Raw genomic sequence first — 16,772 nt, 5'->3', positions numbered from 1 at the left:
AACGCGGGAAAGTCTTCGTCTTCCAGCGCGTCATCCGCCAGCAACTCTTCTGCTGTTTCGGCTTCTTCTGAAGGGACCTTTTCAGCCTCTGGCTCCACCGCTGCTGGCTCCGCCTCCATCGCTTCTAGCGCATCGTCTTCTTCGAATGCCGGGAATTCTTCGTCTTCCAGCGCATCATCCGCCAGCAACTCTTCTTGTGTTTCGATCTCTCCTGCTAGTGTCTCTTCTGCCGCAGCTGGCTCTGCTTCCATCGCTTCAAGGGCGTCGCTCTCTTCGAATGCCGGGAGGTCTTCATCCGCCATCACGTCATCCGCTAGCTCCGCTTGTTCTGCTTCGACTGCTTCTGAAGGGGCCTCTTCTGCCTCCGGCTCCGCCGCTGCTGGCTCCGCCTCCATTGCTTCGAGCGCTTCGTCTTCATCAAATGCCGGGAAGTCTTCGTCTTCCAGCGCATCATCCGCCAGCAACTCTTCTTGTGTTTCGATCTCTCCTGCTAGTGTCTCTTCTGCCGCAGCTGGCTCTGCTTCCATCGCTTCAAGGGCGTCGCTCTCTTCGAATGCCGGGAGGTCTTCATCCGCCATCACGTCATCCGCTAGCTCCGCTTGTTCTGCTTCTGAAGGGGCCTCTTCTGCCTCCGGCTCCGCCGCTGCTGGTTCAGCCTCCATTGCTTCGAGCGCTTCGTCTTCATCAAATGCCGGGAAGTCTTCATCTGCCAGCGCCTCATCCATTAAATCGTCATCCAGAGAGGTGTCTTCCTCTAGCTGCTCTGCGACTGGCTCTGCGCTCTGCTCAGTATCCCCTTCGAGCTCTATTTCAAAATCGGGCCCATCCAGATCATCAAAGTCACCACCGAAATCCAGTAAATCGTCACCCTCTTCATCAAGTCCATCATCCAGCAAGCCAGCGGCTTCATCTTGCTCCAGGCTTTGCGCGAGTGCTCTTTCCGTTTCACTGATTGCCGACTCAGGATCATCATCCAGGGAGAGCACATCTTCCTCTAATTCGTCCATCTGCAATTCAGGATAACTGCTCAGCTCTTCACTGGGCGTAACAGGATCAAGTTCAGCAAGCTCTTCATCTTCTGACAGATCTATGTCTTCGTCGGCGAGGGGGTCATCACCAAGGTCAATCTCAACATCGTTGTCCAGTGCGGTGTCAAAGTCATCCGTTTCAGCCTCGAGCGCTTCTAGTAGCTCATCGACATTTTGTAACTGAGGCGGCGCCTGAGTTTCAGCTTCTTCTGATGGGTGAACCAGCTCCTCGGCAAACTCATCGAGTAACTCATCTTCTGTTTCGGCTAATGCTGGCTCATCCAACTCTGCAACTGGCTCAGTGACCTCCAACTCTAGTTCAACAGAGCCCTCGGCCTTATCGTGCAATGACTGAAGATCTTCTTCCTCTTCAAGCATACCGTCCAAGTGGCCTGCACCAGTCAATGAACTAATCTCAGACTCTTCTTCTAACAAACCATCCAGGTCATCCGGTTCTTCTGCCAGTAGTTTGTCTTCCGGCACTGCATCAGGCTCTTCTTCTAATAAACCGTTTAGATCATCCGGTTCTTCAGCCAGTAGTTCGTCTTCCGGCGCTACCTCGGACTCTTCTTCTAACAAACCATCCAGGTCATCCGGTTCTTCTGATAGTAGCTCGTCTTCCGGCACTGCGTCAGGCTCTTCCTCTAACAAACCATCCAGGTCATCCGGTTCTTCTGCCAGCAGTTCTTCTTTCGGCGCTGCGTCAGGCTCTTCTTCTAACAAACCATCCAGATCATCCGGCTCTTCTGCCAGTAGTTCGTCTTCCGGCGCTGCGTCAGGCTCTTCTTCTAACAAACCGTCCAGGTCGTCCGGTTCTTCTGCCCGCAGTTCTTCTTTCGGCGCTGCTTCAGGCTCTTCTTCTAACAAACCATCCAGGTCATCCGGTTCTTCTGCCAGCAGGTCGTCTTCCGGCACTGCATCAGGCTCTTCCTCTAACAAACCATCCAGGTCATCCGGTTCTTCTGCTAGTAGCTCGTCTTCTGGGACTGTGCCAGGCTCTTTTTCTAACAAACCATCCAGGTCATCCGGTTCTTCTGCCAGCAGTTCGTCTTCCGGCATTGCATCAGGCTTTTCCTCTAACAAACCATCCAGGTCATCCGGTTCTTCTGCTAGTAGCTCGTCTTCTGGGACTGTGCCAGGCTCTTTTTCTAACAAACCATCCAGGTCATCCGGTTCTTCTGCTAGTAGCTCGTCTTCTGGGACTGTGCCAGGCTCTTTTTCTAACAAACCATCCAGGTCATCCGGTTCTTCTGCTAGTAGCTCGTCTTCTGGGACTGTGCCAGGCTCTTTTTCTAACAAACCATCCAGGTCATCCGGTTCTTCTGCTAGTAGCTCGTCTTCTGGGACTGTGCCAGGCTCTTTTTCTAACAAACCATCCAGGTCATCCGGTTCTTCTGCTAGTAGCTCGTCTTCTGGGACTGTGCCAGGCTTTTCTTCTAACAAACCACCCAGGTCATCCGGCTCTTCTGCCAGTAGCTCGTTTTTTTGGGCTGTGTCAGGCTCTTCTTCAAGCAAACCATCCAGATCTTCTGTCAGTAGGTCATCTTCCGTCGCTACGTCAGGCTCTTCCTCTAACAAACCATCCAGGTCATCCGGCTCTTCTGCCAGTAGCTCGTCTTCTGGGTCTGTGTCAGGCTCTTCTTCAAGCAAACCATCCAGATCTTCTGTCAGTAGGTCATCTTCCGGCACTGCGTCAGGCTCTTCCTCTAACAAACCATCCAGGTCATCCGGCTCTTCTGCCAGTAATTCATCTTCCGGCGCAGCGTCAGGCTCTTCCTCTAACAAACCATCCAGGTCATCCGGCTCTTCTGTCAGTAGGTCGTCTTCCGGCGCTGCGTCAGGCTCTTCTACTAGCACTTCTTCTTCAACGACCGGATCAGCAGCCTCTTCTAACAAGCTATCGATGTCATCTGGCTCTTCTGCCAACACTTCTTCTTCAACAACCGGATCAGCGGCTGCTTCTAACAAGCTATCGATATCATCAGGCTCTTCTGCCAGCGCTTCTTCTTCGACAACCGGATCAGCGGCTGCTTCTAACAAGCTATCGATATCATCAACAAACCATCCAGGTCATCCGGTTCTTCTGCCAGTAGTTTGTCTTCCGGCACTGCATCAGGCTCTTCTTCTAATAAACCGTTTAGATCATCCGGTTCTTCAGCCAGTAGTTCGTCTTCCGGCGCTACCTCGGACTCTTCTTCTAACAAACCATCCAGGTCATCCGGTTCTTCTGCTAGTAGCTCGTCTTCTGGGACTGTGCCAGGCTCTTTTTCTAACAAACCATCCAGGTCATCCGGCTCTTCTGCCAGTAGCTCGTCTTCTGGGTCTGTGTCAGGCTCTTCTTCAAGCAAACCATCCAGATCTTCTGTCAGTAGGTCATCTTCCGGCACTGCGTCAGGCTCTTCCTCTAACAAACCATCCAGGTCATCCGGCTCTTCTGTCAGTAGGTCGTCTTCCGGCGCTGCGTCAGGCTCTTCTACTAGCACTTCTTCTTCAACGACCGGATCAGCAGCCTCTTCTAACAAGCTATCGATGTCATCTGGCTCTTCTGCCAACACTTCTTCTTCAACAACCGGATCAGCGGCTGCTTCTAACAAGCTATCGATATCATCAGGCTCTTCTGCCAACACTTCTTCTTCAACAACCGGATCAGCGGCTGCTTCTAACAAGCTATCGATATCATCAGGCTCTTCTGCCAACACTTCTTCTTCAACAACCGGATCAGCGGCTGCTTCTAACAAGCTATCGATATCATCAGGCTCTTCTGCCAACACTTCTTCTTCAACAACCGGATCAGCGGCTGCTTCTAACAAGCTATCGATATCATCAGGCTCTTCTGCCAACACTTCTTCTTCAACAACCGGATCAGCGGCTGCTTCTAACAAGCTATCGATATCATCAGGCTCTTCTGCCAACACTTCTTCTTCAACAACCGGATCAGCGGCTGCTTCTAACAAGCTATCGATATCATCAGGCTCTTCTGCCAACACTTCTTCTTCAACAACCGGATCAGCGGCTGCTTCTAACAAGCTATCGATATCATCAGGCTCTTCTGCCAACACTTCTTCTTCAACAACCGGATCAGCGGCTGCTTCTAACAAGCTATCGATATCATCAGGCTCTTCTGCCAGCGCTTCTTCTTCGACAACTGGATCAGCAGCTGCTTCTAACAAGCTATCGATGTCATCAGGCTCTTCTGCAAGTACTTCCTCTTCGACGACCGGATCAGTGGCTGCTTCTAACAGACTATCGATATCGTCAGGCTCTTCTGCAAGTACTTCCTCTTCGACGACCGGATCAGCGGCTGCTTCTAACAAGCTATCGATATCATCCGGCTCTTCAACCTGTAAATCGTCTTCTGTAACTGTATCAACGGCTCCGTCTAATAGACTATCTATGTCATCAACATCGAAGTCGTCTTCTGCAATATCCGGTTCATCATCGAGCGCACCGTCGAGTAAATCATCGATGTCGTCGGCACTCAGAATGCCATCGTCTGTTGCTGCTCCCTCAGCCGCTGGGGACTTTGGGGGCGACTCCCCGACTTCATCAATCAGACTGTCAATGTCATCAAGATCAAAGTCCTCGTCAGTCGCTGTATCTGAACTATCACCTTCTTCAAGGCTTTCTTCGGCTAACTCCTCACTTAATGCTGCAAGGGCATCATCGCTGACATCCAGCGTATCATCATCGGCTTCATCCCCGACTTCATTGAACAGATCGTCAATATCATCAGCACTGAGTATATCGTTGTCATCCTGCGTAGCTTCTGCGTCAACATCCAGCGTAATCTCATCACCCAGGCTGTCATCAGCTTCATCGAAATTCTGTTGCAGGAAGTCGTCGAGGTCATCAGTACTGGCTTCTTCATTATTTACATCCGACTCATCGTCAAACACAATGTCGTCATTGAGTAAGCTATCCAGCTCATCCTGTTCGAGCGTATCGTTACCTTCTTCAAACCCATCATCTTCGAGGCTGTCAAAAACAATTTCGTCATCAGGCAGAATATCGTCATCAAGCTGCACACCTTCGTTTAAGGCGTCTTCGGCATTGTCTTGCGGCATATCCAAATCGAGCGGATCAACCGCCGCTGTTGCTGCGGCGGCAGCTGCAGCTGGTGCAGGTGATTGAGGTAAGAACTCATCGTCTTCCTCCGCTTGCTTAGCCTTGCCTTTGCGCAAACGCATGACAACTGCACCAATAACCAGTAAAGCAGGAATGGTCGCGAGTAAAGCAACAACCAGCGGGTTGGCAAATAACTTAGCAATGCTGAATTCGGCTTCTGCCTGCGCCTGCATTTGCTGCTGGGCAATTATCTCATTCTGCATGTCAATCACAGCTTTCAGCTGCTGTTGAATTTCGCTGTCTCTGCCAAGCTGATCCTGTACATTTTTGAGCTCTTCAGAGATATTATTCAGCTTTCTCTCAAGCTCGTTATTTTCTTCAAGAATTTCCTCAACACTACGCACAGAGGTTTTAAACTGGGTTTGCAGTTCATGGAGCCGAGAATCTTGCTCCATCTTGAGCGATTTGAGCTCGTTGGTTAGCGCCTCACGCGCTTCTTCTACATCAACCTTACGTGCCTGCGTAACACGTTTGTCGGCAGCATCTATGGTGGCCTGATCGAGCTTACCGCTTTTTTTCAGCTCCCATAGCTCATCATCCTGATCTGATTTTTGTCTTGCCAACTGCGGATTAACACGGCGGATTTCGGCCAGTGTGGGAATTTTAAGGTAAGCGCCGTCGCGCATGTGATTAAGGTTGTTGTCGAGAAAAGCCTGGGGGTTTTTCTCATACAAAGCCTGCATGACCTGGTAGATTGAAACCGAATCGCTCGGGCGGATTTTATGCGCGATACGCCACAAAGTATCTGTTGACTTGATTGGGCCAACCGATCGGCCCTGAAGACCAAGATCCACTCCTTTTGGACCTTTAAGAACGGTCCCATCCTGAGTGTGAACGGGCGCTGCAATAAGGGCCATTGCTAAGATACAAATAAAGGCTAAACCGCGCATGCTGTTCCTTTGTATACTCTTCTTGCATTGCCCTGACGGCAACGCGACTACTGAATTGTGCTTAATAGGGCTTGTGCAAGCTCTGTTCCAATTGCCAACTATAAACCAGATAACAGCGAATATCCATCGCCAAAGTATTGAAAATTAACATTCTTATCATGCTTTTTGGTGAGTTAGCTATGCATTGTTTAAGCCCCTGAATACCCTCAAGGATAGTCGAAATACATCAACTTGGCGGGACAGAAATCAAAAGAGGCAAATTGCTGCCGTTCAGGGACAACCGGGGCGAAACGGGTCTGCCAGAATAAACAGACCCAGAAAAAGATTATAAGTAGTGCGCAATCAATTCTTCAGCAATTTGTACGCTGTTCGTTGCAGCACCCTTGCGCGTATTATCAGATACAACCCACAGGTTTAAACCATGAGGGTGAGAAATATCCGCTCTCAGGCGACCCACATAGACGGTATCATTGCCACTGGCGTCACTGACCGGCGTAGGGTAATCCTGTTCGTCTTCAATCAGTTCAATACCCGGGGCATCATTTAACAGCTGCTTAATGTGCTCCAGGTCGTAAGGCATACGAGTTTCCAGGTGAATGGCTTCGGCATGGCCATAAAAAACGGGCACACGAACAGCCGTAGAGTTGACCATGACGCTGCTATCACCCAGGATCTTTTGGGTTTCCCACACCATTTTCATTTCTTCTTTGGTATAGCCATTATCCTGAAACGCATCAATTTGCGGGATCACATTAAACGCGATCTGCTTAGTAAACACCTCGTTTTCTACTGGTCTGGCGTTCATCAGGTTGGCCGTTTGCTTTGCCAGCTCTTCAACCGCTTCTTTACCTGCACCCGATACGGCTTGATAAGTAGACACATTGATACGGTCTATACCATAAGCATCGTAAATCGGTTTTAATGCCACCATCATTTGAATCGTCGAGCAGTTTGGGTTGGCGATGATGTTGCGATTGCGAAAATCTGCCAGGCTGGCACTGTTTACTTCAGGCACCACCAGCGGCACGTCATAGTCGTATCTAAAATGTGAGGTGTTATCAATCACAACACAGCCCGCTTCCGCTGCTATCGGAGCATACTGCTCAGACACGCTGCCACCGGCAGAAAATAAACCAATATGGGCCTGGCTAAAATCAAAATCAGCCACATCCAACACTGTGAGTGTTTCGCCGTTAAACTCTATTTCCTCACCCGCACTACGGCTACTCGCCAAAGGATAGAGGTTGCCAACCGGGAACTTTCGCTCTGCCAGTGTTTCAATAATTTGCTTACCGACCAACCCGGTTGCCCCGAGCACCGCCACATCGTATTTCTGCGACATATTATTCCTCATTCGAATTAACTACTTTAAAACCAAGCTGCTGTAACTGCTGCCCACATTGGGGGGCATTTTGTACCGTAAGGGTATTGAACTCGCGGCGAGGTGGATAGTTTTTTCGCAACATATCAAACCCCTGACTGGCGATATTACTGCGCATCAGACCATCGTCTCGACGAATATCATAGACCAGATGCACCAGTCTGCCGAGTTCCTGTTCACTCAGCGTATGCTCTGCATAACAAGAAGTCAGTGCCGGAATAGGTAAAAATGACTCAAGTGATTTACTCGCCTCTACCCCCAACTGATTACACAGCGCCTGATATAACATTTGTGTACCGCGTGCCTTGCCTTCTAAGGTATGGCCGGCAATATGGACCGAGGCAAACAAGGTATGTTCTAACAGCGGCATCAGAATGTCTGGCTCGTTTTCCCAGACATCCAAAACCAGATCAATTGCTTGCCCAGCTTCAAGCGCATTTAACAACGCCTGATTATCAATCACATCGCCACGACTTGCATTGATGACTAACATGCCTGGTTTCAGGGCTGCAATACGCTGTGCATTGAGCAGATGACGAGTTTGATGCCCACCGGTTTTAACCAAAGGCACGTGGAAAGTAACGATGTCTGCCTGCGCCAACAAGTCATCAAGTGGCATATGCTGGTCTAAGCTACCGTCCTCATGACGAAGCGGATCACACAGCAACAACTCAATGCCACTGGCAGCCAGCTTTTCACGTAGGCATTGACCTATATTGCCCACCCCAACAATACCGAGCTTTTTGCCTTGCAGATTAATCGCTTTGTGTTGTGCGTAGGCATACAATGCACTGATCACATACTCGGCAACGGCAACGGCATTGCATCCAGGGGCACTGGCGAAACCAATATTACGCTCAGCCAACAAAGGTCTGTCGATATGATCAACACCTATAGTCGCAGTGCCAACAAACTTGAGTTGTGCTGCCTCAGCCAACAGTGTGCTGTTCACCTGAGTCACTGAGCGTGTCAGCAGCACATCTGCATCTGCCAGCTGGTGTGGAGTCAGACTGCGGCCATCAAAGCGCTTTACTACCCCAAGATCAGAGAAAAACTCTTCTACCAGGGGCATATTCTGATCTGCAAGGATCTTCATTTATACTTCCCAAACGATACACGGACCTCTTATTGTACCGCAGCCATCGCCCGGACAACAGGCTAACGTTTACTGACACCAATACTGATAGCCGCAAACATCACGCAAAGTAAAAAGATCACCAACACTTTAATGCTGGGTTGCTCGGTCAGGTTAATCCATGGGCTAACTAAAAATGCCTGTACATTGCACCAGGCTAAAAACATGGCAATGATACTGGCCCCCTGGTAACCATACATAGCGCACAAAACGCAGCTGGCAAGATTAAGAAATACAGCAGGTTGATAAAGATGTGCTGAAAGCAGCATCGAAAAAAAGGTCGCAAAGGCGACGCACAATGTTCCATATTGCATGACTATTCCCTCCTAGAATCATCTCTTCAACTATAGAAGAAAACCTTAAGATTACAAACTCATTACATAAAAACAACACCAAGGTAGCTAACTCGCGTGGCAAATAAATAGCAACTAAAATAAAGATAAGATGCTATTTAGGCTTGAAATCACTGGTCCAACAAGCTAGCCTAGCCAATGTGGTCAGACCTCTTACAAGGAATAACAACATGACACTATTATTTACACTCGCTTTAATCGCATTGGTGAGCGCTGCCTGCTACCACCGTGCGAGCTGGAACACCTGTCTGGGTGTTGCTGCGGCGACGTTGCTGATCGGCACCTTTGCCGGGGCCTTTGGCGCGTTTGCCTGGTTAATATTCTTAGCCATTGCAGTTCCTCTTTCGATGACCAACGTGCGTCAACAGTACATTGTTGCGCCTCTGTTCAAGGCGTTCAAAAAAGTGACGCCAAGCATGTCAGAAACAGAAAAATCGGCAATTGATGCTGGTACAACCTGGTGGGAAGCGGATCTATTCTGTGGTAACCCCAACTGGAATAAGTTGCACCAATATCAGGCTCCGCGTCTTACTGCGGAAGAGCAAGCCTTTATGGATGGCCCGGTTGAAGAAGTCTGTGCGATGCTGAATGACTGGGAAGCAACGCACGAACTAACCGACTTACCGCAAGAAGTATGGCAATATCTGAAAGACAACAAGTTCTTCGCCATGATCATTAAAAAGCAATACGGTGGTCTGGAGTTTTCAGCGTACGCACAATCTTGTGTATTGCAAAAACTGACCAGTAAGTCGACTTTGCTGTCTTCTATCGTTGGCGTACCTAATTCATTAGGTCCGGGCGAATTACTACAACACTATGGTACACAAGAACAGAAAGAACATTACCTGCCTCGTCTGGCAAAAGGTGATGAGATCCCTTGTTTTGCACTGACCTCTCCGGAAGCAGGCTCTGATGCGTCATCAATCCCGGATTTTGGTATCGTATGTAAAGGCGAATGGGAAGGTAAAGAAACCTTAGGTATCCGCCTGACCTGGAACAAGCGCTACATCACACTTGCACCAGTCGCCACCGTATTGGGTTTGGCGTTCAAAATGCGCGACCCGGATGGCCTGCTTGGCGACAAGAAAGAAATTGGTATTACCTGTGCGTTGATCCCAACTAACACACCAGGTGTTGAAATTGGCCGCCGTCACTTCCCGTTGAACGTGCCATTCCAAAATGGTCCAACACAAGGCGAAGGCGTCTTTGTCCCTCTTGATTTCATCATTGGTGGCCCGAAAATGGCCGGCCAGGGCTGGCGTATGCTGGTTGAGTGTTTATCAGTGGGTCGCGTGATCACCCTGCCATCTAATTCAACAGGTGGCATTAAGTCTCTGGCGCTGGCCAGTGGTGCGTACAGCCGTATTCGCCGCCAGTTCAAACTGCCGATTGGTAAAATGGAAGGGGTTGAAGAAGCACTGGCTAAGCTTGGTGGCTATGCCTACAGCAGTGATGCTGCCGTGAGCATGTCAACCGGCGCTGTCGATTTAGGTGAAAAGCCGTCTGTTATTTCTGCTATTTTGAAATATCACCTGACTGAACAAATGCGTACCTCGACCATGCATGCAATGGATGTACATGGTGGTAAAGGGATCTGCCTGGGTCCAAACAACTACTTGGGCCGTGGTTATCAGGGCGCACCCATTGCTATCACAGTAGAAGGTGCAAACATTCTGACCCGTAATATGATCATCTACGGTCAGGGTGCTATCCGCTGCCATCCTTTTGTTTTGGCTGAGCTTAATGCCTGTACCATCAAAGATAAAGAAGAAGCCCTGAACAGTTTTGATAAAGCCCTGATGGGCCATGTAGGCTTCACCATTTCTAATCTGGTACGCACTAAATGGCTGGCACTGACGGGTGGTCGCTTCAGCAAAGTACCATTTAACGATGAAACAGCCGATTACTACCGTGCAGCCGCCCGTTTCAGTGCGTCACTGGCACTCATGTCCGACATCTGCATGGCAGTATTTGGTGGGTCGCTGAAACGTAAAGAACGTATTTCTGCGCGTCTTGGCGACTTACTGAGTTACCTGTATCTGGTTTCTGCAACGCTGAAACGTTATAACGACGAGGGTCGTCGCAAAGAAGACTTACCTTATGTTCAATGGGCCTGTCAGGAACATTTATACCTGTGTCAGCGTGCACTGGCAGATCTGATCAACAACATGCCGTCAATGGCGTTGCGTGGCCTGCTTAAACTTATCTTGTTCCCATTCGGTCGCCCGGTTCGCAAACCAACAGATCAGATGGAACACAAATTGGCGCAACTGCTACAAACACCAAGTGCAGCCCGTGACCGCCTTGCCTCGCATATCTACCTGCGTGATGAGCCGCTTAACCTGATTGGCAAACAAGAGCAAACACTGAAAGACATTCTTGAAGTGGAACCGCTATTCGACAAAGTATGTCGTGCCAAAGGGGAAAAGCTGCCATTTATGCGCCTGGATAAAGTGGCAGAAATGGGTCGTGAGTGCGGTGCGCTTAACAACGATGAAGCCGATAAACTGGCCGCCGTTGAAGCGAAGCGACTCGCGGTTATCAATGTGGATGACTTTGACCCCGCTGACCTGCTGGCTGGTAAAGCCAGGGTGGTTGCAAAAGATGCGGACGCCGCATAACTTGTCTCTAACCTAAAGGTCAGCTATGCTGGCCTTTTTTGTATCAGGTATTTTATCTGCGCTAAATAAATAGCACTTTGAGCATCATCAGCGACACACTGATACAGCCCCACATGACCGCTAGTCGCCGCGGATGATATGTAACGGTCCATACCAGCAGTGGCGTGCTCACTATCACCGCCAAATTAAACAGCTCACCATTGAGTAACACAACAGCACCGAGCCAGCTTGCAAAGCACAAGCCGTAAATCAATAACGACTGACTGCGTAAAAGTTGAGGGTACAGATCAAGGCTGCGCCAGAACTGCCTGCGCCCCGTAACGTGTTTATCGGTATCCAGATACAAACTACTCCACCACAGCTGGTTAATCAGCAAGATCACTAACGTATAGTAATGCAGCAAATCGGGGCGTTCTTTGGCCATGATCAACCCTGCCCACAATGTGATCAATGATGCCCCTGCACGCCACACAATCATCCAGGGAGACGTCTTGATGACGTAATACCAAAAACTAGCAGGGTTCAGCGAGGGCTGTGGCAAAGCAAGCTTTATTTCAGGCCTGAACCAGTCCAATGCCAGCCACAGTGCTATGACAGCCAGATAAATTGGCAGACTTGGCGCCAGCCACACGGCAATAAAGGCGACCAGCAAGGAACTCAATAAAGCCTGCGGGCGGTAAAGCAAAATTAATGCAAAACACCACTGCAAAAGCATAAATGCAGGCAGCTGTGGTGCCTGCCAGAGCTTGTCATAGCCAATACTCATAGCCAGGATCAACGCAGCAACAAAGAGCACATGACACCCCAACAAGAGTATCCAGTCTGCGGCAACTTGGTGTAGCCGGCCGCGCAGCAATGTGCGGTGATAAGCGCGATGTGCTGAATCCATGATTGCAGGTTTCAGTGCCTGTAACAGCAGGCTCTGTAGTAACAAAAAGCCAAATGCCACTTTGATGGCGAGGTGATGCGAATCAAACGAGACCAGCTTTCCCAAACCATAAAATACCCCAATGATCAGCTGGGGAATAAAAATAAAGAACAAGGTTATCAACATCATCGAGAACTGTTGCAGTTGCTTCATCAACACAGCCAGCTGAACACGACATGCCCGATAACGATACTGATAATAATGTAACATTTGCACCTCACCGAAACAGTGGTTGTGTCACAAAGCCAATTTCCATAAAGGGCTGAGGTTCATGACAGCTGATGATCACTTGTGCCGGATGATGTTTCAGCCAGCCCAACAACACATCCAGGCTGGCGTGATCCAGTGCCGCACTTGGCTCATCCAACACCAGATAAGGCGTATTACGCATCATGGCGTTTATGAGCTGACACTTTTTCTGATTGCCGGATGATAACGCACCGTAACGGGTATCCAGGAATGGCTCAAAGGCCAGTTGGTGTATCATCAGTTCGGGCCAGGGACACACCCAGCTCTTTACCGTCAATTGCAGTAACTGCCTGGCTGTCAAAAACTCGGGAAAGGGAATGGACTCACTTGCAAGCGCCGCCACTCTCTGGGCAGCTGGCTGGGGTTGGCCGTCAAATAGCACTTCGCCATGAAAGGCGTCGTCCAGACCTGAAATGATCCTGAATAAGGTGCTTTTCCCCAGTCCGTTTGGCGCTTCGATACAGAGCTTTTGCTCTGCCAGTACGGTACTATAGTCAGAAAAAACCGGGTCGTGCAGATACACTTTGGTAAGGTGTTTTATTTCTATCATACAGGTCCTTGTTCATTGCCTGTTCCGATATTAACAAAACACCCTGGCGCCGCATATGCGCCCGTCGTTACAAAGTATGTCGGTTAAAAGCGCGCCCAGCGTACTCAGAGATAAAAGTTTCGATAGCGCCACGCTTTTGCATCGTCACAAAGACCTGCTTACCATCTTTCCCACCAAAAGCAATATTGGTCGGATACTGGCCTTTGAGTGCAACCTTGCGCAGCAACTTGCCCTGCGCTGAGAGTATCACCACTTCGCCTGCGCCATAGCGCGCAACATAAAGATTACCGGCTTCATCACAACGCATGCCGTCCAGACCATGATCCTCAAACTCATAAAACAACTCAGGCTTACCTATCATGCCCTGCTCATCGAGCGAAAAAGCCCAGATCCGGCGCTGCACACTCTCATTGACATACAAAGTACGATTATCCGGACTGACTTCGATACCATTTGTGGTGCCCATTTTGGCGCGCAGCAACTGAGTTTGTCCATCGGGTGAGATGCGCCAGAGTTGCCCCTGACCATTTTGCCAATCCGGGTCACTGGCGAAGAGCACGCCATTATCGCTGATCGCCAAATCATTGGGCTGGTGCATTTTCGGATTATGCGCCAGCACAGAAACCGACTTGTCGGGAGCCACTTTCAGGACATTGTGACCCGTGTAGTCAGCGATATACATATTGTCCCGGGCGTCAAAGCGGATCCCATTGCCCGTACTCCCTTCTGGTAGGGTCAGGTATAAGTTCGCCTCATCGCGTCCGCTCACCTGGCCGACAGTGCCCTGTTGCGCAAAATTAACAGCAAATAGTACCCCATTACGATTAACTGCCGGACCCTCGACCCCCTCGGTGAATACCCCATCCGCAACCCAGTCCTGTGACTGATATAACGCAGGTCCCGATTGAGAAGAAACACAGGCAGTAAGCAGGCTCAATGTCGCACCCAGGATAAAAACATGTCTTATTGGCATAGCTTTGTCCCTAAATATAAAAGTCTGAGTATGCGGTTTCGTCCACGGGCTGTGAATTGAGAAATATTCACGCTGAACTAAGGGCGAGCGCCCCTCAGAACTTATAGCGCACTTTTAACAATACCGAATCCTGCATTGGGGCTTGCCAGAGCTGCTTTGCACTCTCCAGCCAGGCCTCTGAGCCAATCTGGCTGCGGGGCAACCTGTCACCTGTCGCTGCGCCACGACGATATACCAGAAACAAATCTGACAGCGCGCCCATCCGGTAACGGAGTTTAAACTGACTAGACAAGCGGCGATCTTCAAAGCTGGTGTCTACCCCATTTAATAACTTTCGCTGGTGGTCCTGTAGCGCAAAAACCTGATCACTGCGCGCTTCCAGTACCGCCCACTCTAGGGTTGAGGAGAACTCCAACTTATCCGTTATCAAACCACTGACCTGAATTTTATTAACGAAAAAATCTCGTTCATACTGTGTGACCTGATCTGTGTCGCTTGCCACCAGCCAGCCATCTCCGGTGCGATAAAAATTATTAAACTTAAGTGTCCAGTTTGGATGTGGCAACCAGGTCAAATCAACAGCATACTGTTGCGCACTCCCCTCAAACCCTTCCTGATCATATTCAAAGCTGGCAGCCCATGAGAATTTACCTATGTAGGGACTGATATACATGACTCGGGTTTCCCAATTACCCGGCACTTCGAATGCCTGGCTCTGGCGACCTATGTTGTCCTGCCAGCCACCGTTGATCCGGTCAATATGAAAGTCAACCTGACCCCCATTTGCCAGCAACCATTGGCTGAGATAGGCCTGCCGGGCCGGTAATTTCAAACCCTCACTATCGGCTTCATAACGAACAGTAAGTGAGTGCTTAATACGAGCTAACCAATGACTCTGAGTATTGATTGCATGACTCAACTTCGCCTCACTATACTGCCAATTGTTCCGCTGGGAATACCCTAAATCACTGTTATTAAATCTTTTATTTAACTTAAGGTAACGCCCTTCCAGACTCGTATTTGGCGAGAACTGATATCCCAGCTGTATCGAGGCCCCATTGCCCGTTTGTTCGCTCACGTGTTCAACCTGGCTTGCCAGTAACGCCCCCTGAAACGACCAGGTTGCACTTTGATATTGGCTGTCCCAGGCCATAGTCAATGCGTTGCGATCCAGCCAGGGTCGATCGGTATAAGTGGCCAGTAATCCTGACTGCCAGTGCTTCTGGCGATATTTGGCCCGGGCGGCATAAAAGCGCTTACCGGCATCACTGTCTAAGTCCTTTTCTTTTACTGCAAACGCCCCCACTTGCAACGTCTCGCCCTGATGCACAAACCGGGTAGCCAGATCTATGGGTGTAATAAACTCACTGCCATCATCGCTGCCCGCACCAATTCGACGGGTGTGGATAAGCTTAGTATCCTGCAATGCCTGCACATTGAATACGGCAATGTCCTGGGTGAAGAAAGGCCGCTTGTCACTGCGGAGTGTTTCAACCGCACTGTAGTTGATATCCACTTCATCACTGTCCACCTGGCCAAAATCCGGGTTCACCGCCACCGACAATTTCTGATGATGATCGGGCTTGTAGAACAAATCGAAACCCACGTCACTGTCGCTGTTGTCCGTGGCCTGGTCGGCAAAATGTTGCTGATGACTAAAATAGGGCACAAAACTTAACTGACTATGGCTGGGGATCGCCGATGCCAGCTTAGGCATAGCAAGGAAAAAGTCACTATTACTGGTCGTTTGTTTTTGATTTGCATAGATATAATTTTTACTGAGGTCATAAAGCTGAATAGATACGCCGATTTCTCCTTGCTCACTGTCCGCATTATGTGCCGGATTATAAAATGACACCGTATGCCAGGGGATGAACACCTCTGTGGACCAGTGATCTTCCGCTTCAAATGTTGCTGACTGCCAGTCTCCATCCCAGTCACTGTCCTTAGTCAGCTGTGGCGTAAGCACCGCGTCCTGGGTACCTCCGCCCAGTGTAACGGCAAACTCATACGCGCCACTGCCATCACCGGCAAAATCCACAACAATCCGGTTAAACTCAGCCTGCATAAAGGCATCCTGAATATTAAACTGCTTCTGCCGACTTGCCTCATCCTGATAATTAATAATGCCTATGTAAACACCTGATTGGTCGCTCAATACACGAGCATGCACCTTATCAGTGTGCTCAGTTAAGGTTGCCGGAACCACCTGGTAAAACCGATTAAATTGTCGGGCGGTTTGCCACAATGCTTCGTCCAGACGACCATCAAGCTTGATGTGCGTGTTGTGTGTTTGATTTGCCCATAGCGCCTGACTGCTCAATGCCCCACTGATGCATAAGGCGAGATAATACTGCTTCATATGACTGCTCCCGATATGAGTGACTGCACTCATTGCAACAGAAAAGCGCAACAGAAAAGCTGAACGTTTCCTGAAGAAGCGTGATCAAGCTCTGATGATTATTGACTTTGTTCTGAACTAGGTTAGTTTCTGCTAATAATACGTGACCGGCTTAAGCTAACAGCTGCTGAGTTTTAA

The 16,772-nt window shown here is 49.4% G+C and carries 9 protein-coding genes and 1 pseudogene; 1 reads left to right on the top strand and 9 read right to left on the bottom strand.

Annotation, left to right across the window (positions count from 1 at the left end; all coding sequences use genetic code 11):
* From PRUB_RS06620 to PRUB_RS06600, 5 genes and pseudogenes are all read right to left on the bottom strand, one after another.
* A pseudogene (locus PRUB_RS06620) lies at positions 1–3,068 on the bottom strand (hypothetical protein); the annotation flags it as partial.
* Entirely contained in the window at positions 3,062–6,043 is a 2,982-nt protein-coding gene (locus tag PRUB_RS06615) for a FimV/HubP family polar landmark protein (RefSeq protein ID WP_198452320.1), read from the bottom strand. The pseudogene PRUB_RS06620 and the gene PRUB_RS06615, both read right to left, overlap by 7 nt.
* Positions 6,044–6,368: 325 nt before the next feature.
* Positions 6,369–7,385, bottom strand: coding sequence for an aspartate-semialdehyde dehydrogenase (locus PRUB_RS06610; protein WP_010382738.1), 1,017 nt, complete (start codon positions 7,383–7,385; stop codon positions 6,369–6,371).
* A 1-nt stretch (position 7,386) separates the two neighbouring features.
* The gene (locus PRUB_RS06605; RefSeq protein ID WP_010382740.1) at positions 7,387–8,520 is read right to left on the bottom strand and encodes a 4-phosphoerythronate dehydrogenase; all 1,134 of its coding nucleotides are present in this window, start codon (positions 8,518–8,520) and stop codon (positions 7,387–7,389) included.
* Between the two features lie 62 nt (positions 8,521–8,582).
* Positions 8,583–8,873 (bottom strand): DUF6419 family natural product biosynthesis protein, encoded by a 291-nt coding sequence (locus tag PRUB_RS06600; RefSeq protein ID WP_010382742.1) that lies wholly within the window; start codon positions 8,871–8,873, stop codon positions 8,583–8,585.
* A gap of 209 nt (positions 8,874–9,082) precedes the next feature.
* On the opposite strand from PRUB_RS06600, the gene fadE reads away from it, so the two are divergent.
* On the top strand, positions 9,083–11,533 hold the full coding sequence (gene fadE / locus PRUB_RS06595) for an acyl-CoA dehydrogenase FadE (protein WP_010382744.1): 2,451 nt from the start codon (positions 9,083–9,085) through the stop codon (positions 11,531–11,533).
* A gap of 61 nt (positions 11,534–11,594) precedes the next feature.
* Here the strand turns inward: fadE and PRUB_RS06590 are convergent, their stop codons facing one another.
* The 4 genes from PRUB_RS06590 to PRUB_RS06575 form a co-directional block, all read right to left on the bottom strand.
* Positions 11,595–12,671, bottom strand: a complete 1,077-nt coding sequence (locus PRUB_RS06590) for a DUF6136 family protein (protein ID WP_010382746.1) — start codon at positions 12,669–12,671, stop codon at positions 11,595–11,597.
* Between the two features lie 7 nt (positions 12,672–12,678).
* The gene (locus PRUB_RS06585; protein WP_010382747.1) at positions 12,679–13,260 is read right to left on the bottom strand and encodes an ABC transporter ATP-binding protein; all 582 of its coding nucleotides are present in this window, start codon (positions 13,258–13,260) and stop codon (positions 12,679–12,681) included.
* Between the two features lie 67 nt (positions 13,261–13,327).
* Complete coding sequence (locus PRUB_RS06580; RefSeq protein ID WP_010382750.1) at positions 13,328–14,233, bottom strand: SMP-30/gluconolactonase/LRE family protein; 906 nt, start codon at positions 14,231–14,233, stop codon at positions 13,328–13,330.
* 94 nt (positions 14,234–14,327) lie between these two features.
* Positions 14,328–16,595 (bottom strand): DUF5916 domain-containing protein, encoded by a 2,268-nt coding sequence (locus PRUB_RS06575; RefSeq protein ID WP_010382752.1) that lies wholly within the window; start codon positions 16,593–16,595, stop codon positions 14,328–14,330.
* Between the last annotated feature and the right edge of the window lie 177 nt (positions 16,596–16,772).

Origin of the sequence: Pseudoalteromonas rubra (genome assembly GCF_000238295.3) — a bacterium.
GTDB classification, from domain to species: domain Bacteria; phylum Pseudomonadota; class Gammaproteobacteria; order Enterobacterales; family Alteromonadaceae; genus Pseudoalteromonas; species Pseudoalteromonas rubra.
The sequence above is the reverse complement of the archived record's forward strand: the minus strand, read 5'-3'. Positions and strand labels throughout refer to the sequence as shown.

Excerpts from the sequence above, each read along its gene's own strand:
- PRUB_RS06585 (WP_010382747.1), bottom strand. The coding sequence starts at position 13,260 with ATGATAGAAATAAAACACCTTACCAAAGTGTATCTGCACGACCCGGTT.
- PRUB_RS06600 (WP_010382742.1), bottom strand. The coding sequence starts at position 8,873 with ATGCAATATGGAACATTGTGCGTCGCCTTTGCGACCTTTTTTTCGATG.
- PRUB_RS06580 (WP_010382750.1), bottom strand. The coding sequence starts at position 14,233 with ATGCCAATAAGACATGTTTTTATCCTGGGTGCGACATTGAGCCTGCTT.
- PRUB_RS06615 (WP_198452320.1), bottom strand. The coding sequence starts at position 6,043 with ATGCGCGGTTTAGCCTTTATTTGTATCTTAGCAATGGCCCTTATTGCA.
- PRUB_RS06610 (WP_010382738.1), bottom strand. The coding sequence starts at position 7,385 with ATGTCGCAGAAATACGATGTGGCGGTGCTCGGGGCAACCGGGTTGGTC.
- fadE (WP_010382744.1), top strand. The coding sequence starts at position 9,083 with ATGACACTATTATTTACACTCGCTTTAATCGCATTGGTGAGCGCTGCC.
- PRUB_RS06605 (WP_010382740.1), bottom strand. The coding sequence starts at position 8,520 with ATGAAGATCCTTGCAGATCAGAATATGCCCCTGGTAGAAGAGTTTTTC.
- PRUB_RS06590 (WP_010382746.1), bottom strand. The coding sequence starts at position 12,671 with ATGTTACATTATTATCAGTATCGTTATCGGGCATGTCGTGTTCAGCTG.
- PRUB_RS06575 (WP_010382752.1), bottom strand. The coding sequence starts at position 16,595 with ATGAAGCAGTATTATCTCGCCTTATGCATCAGTGGGGCATTGAGCAGT.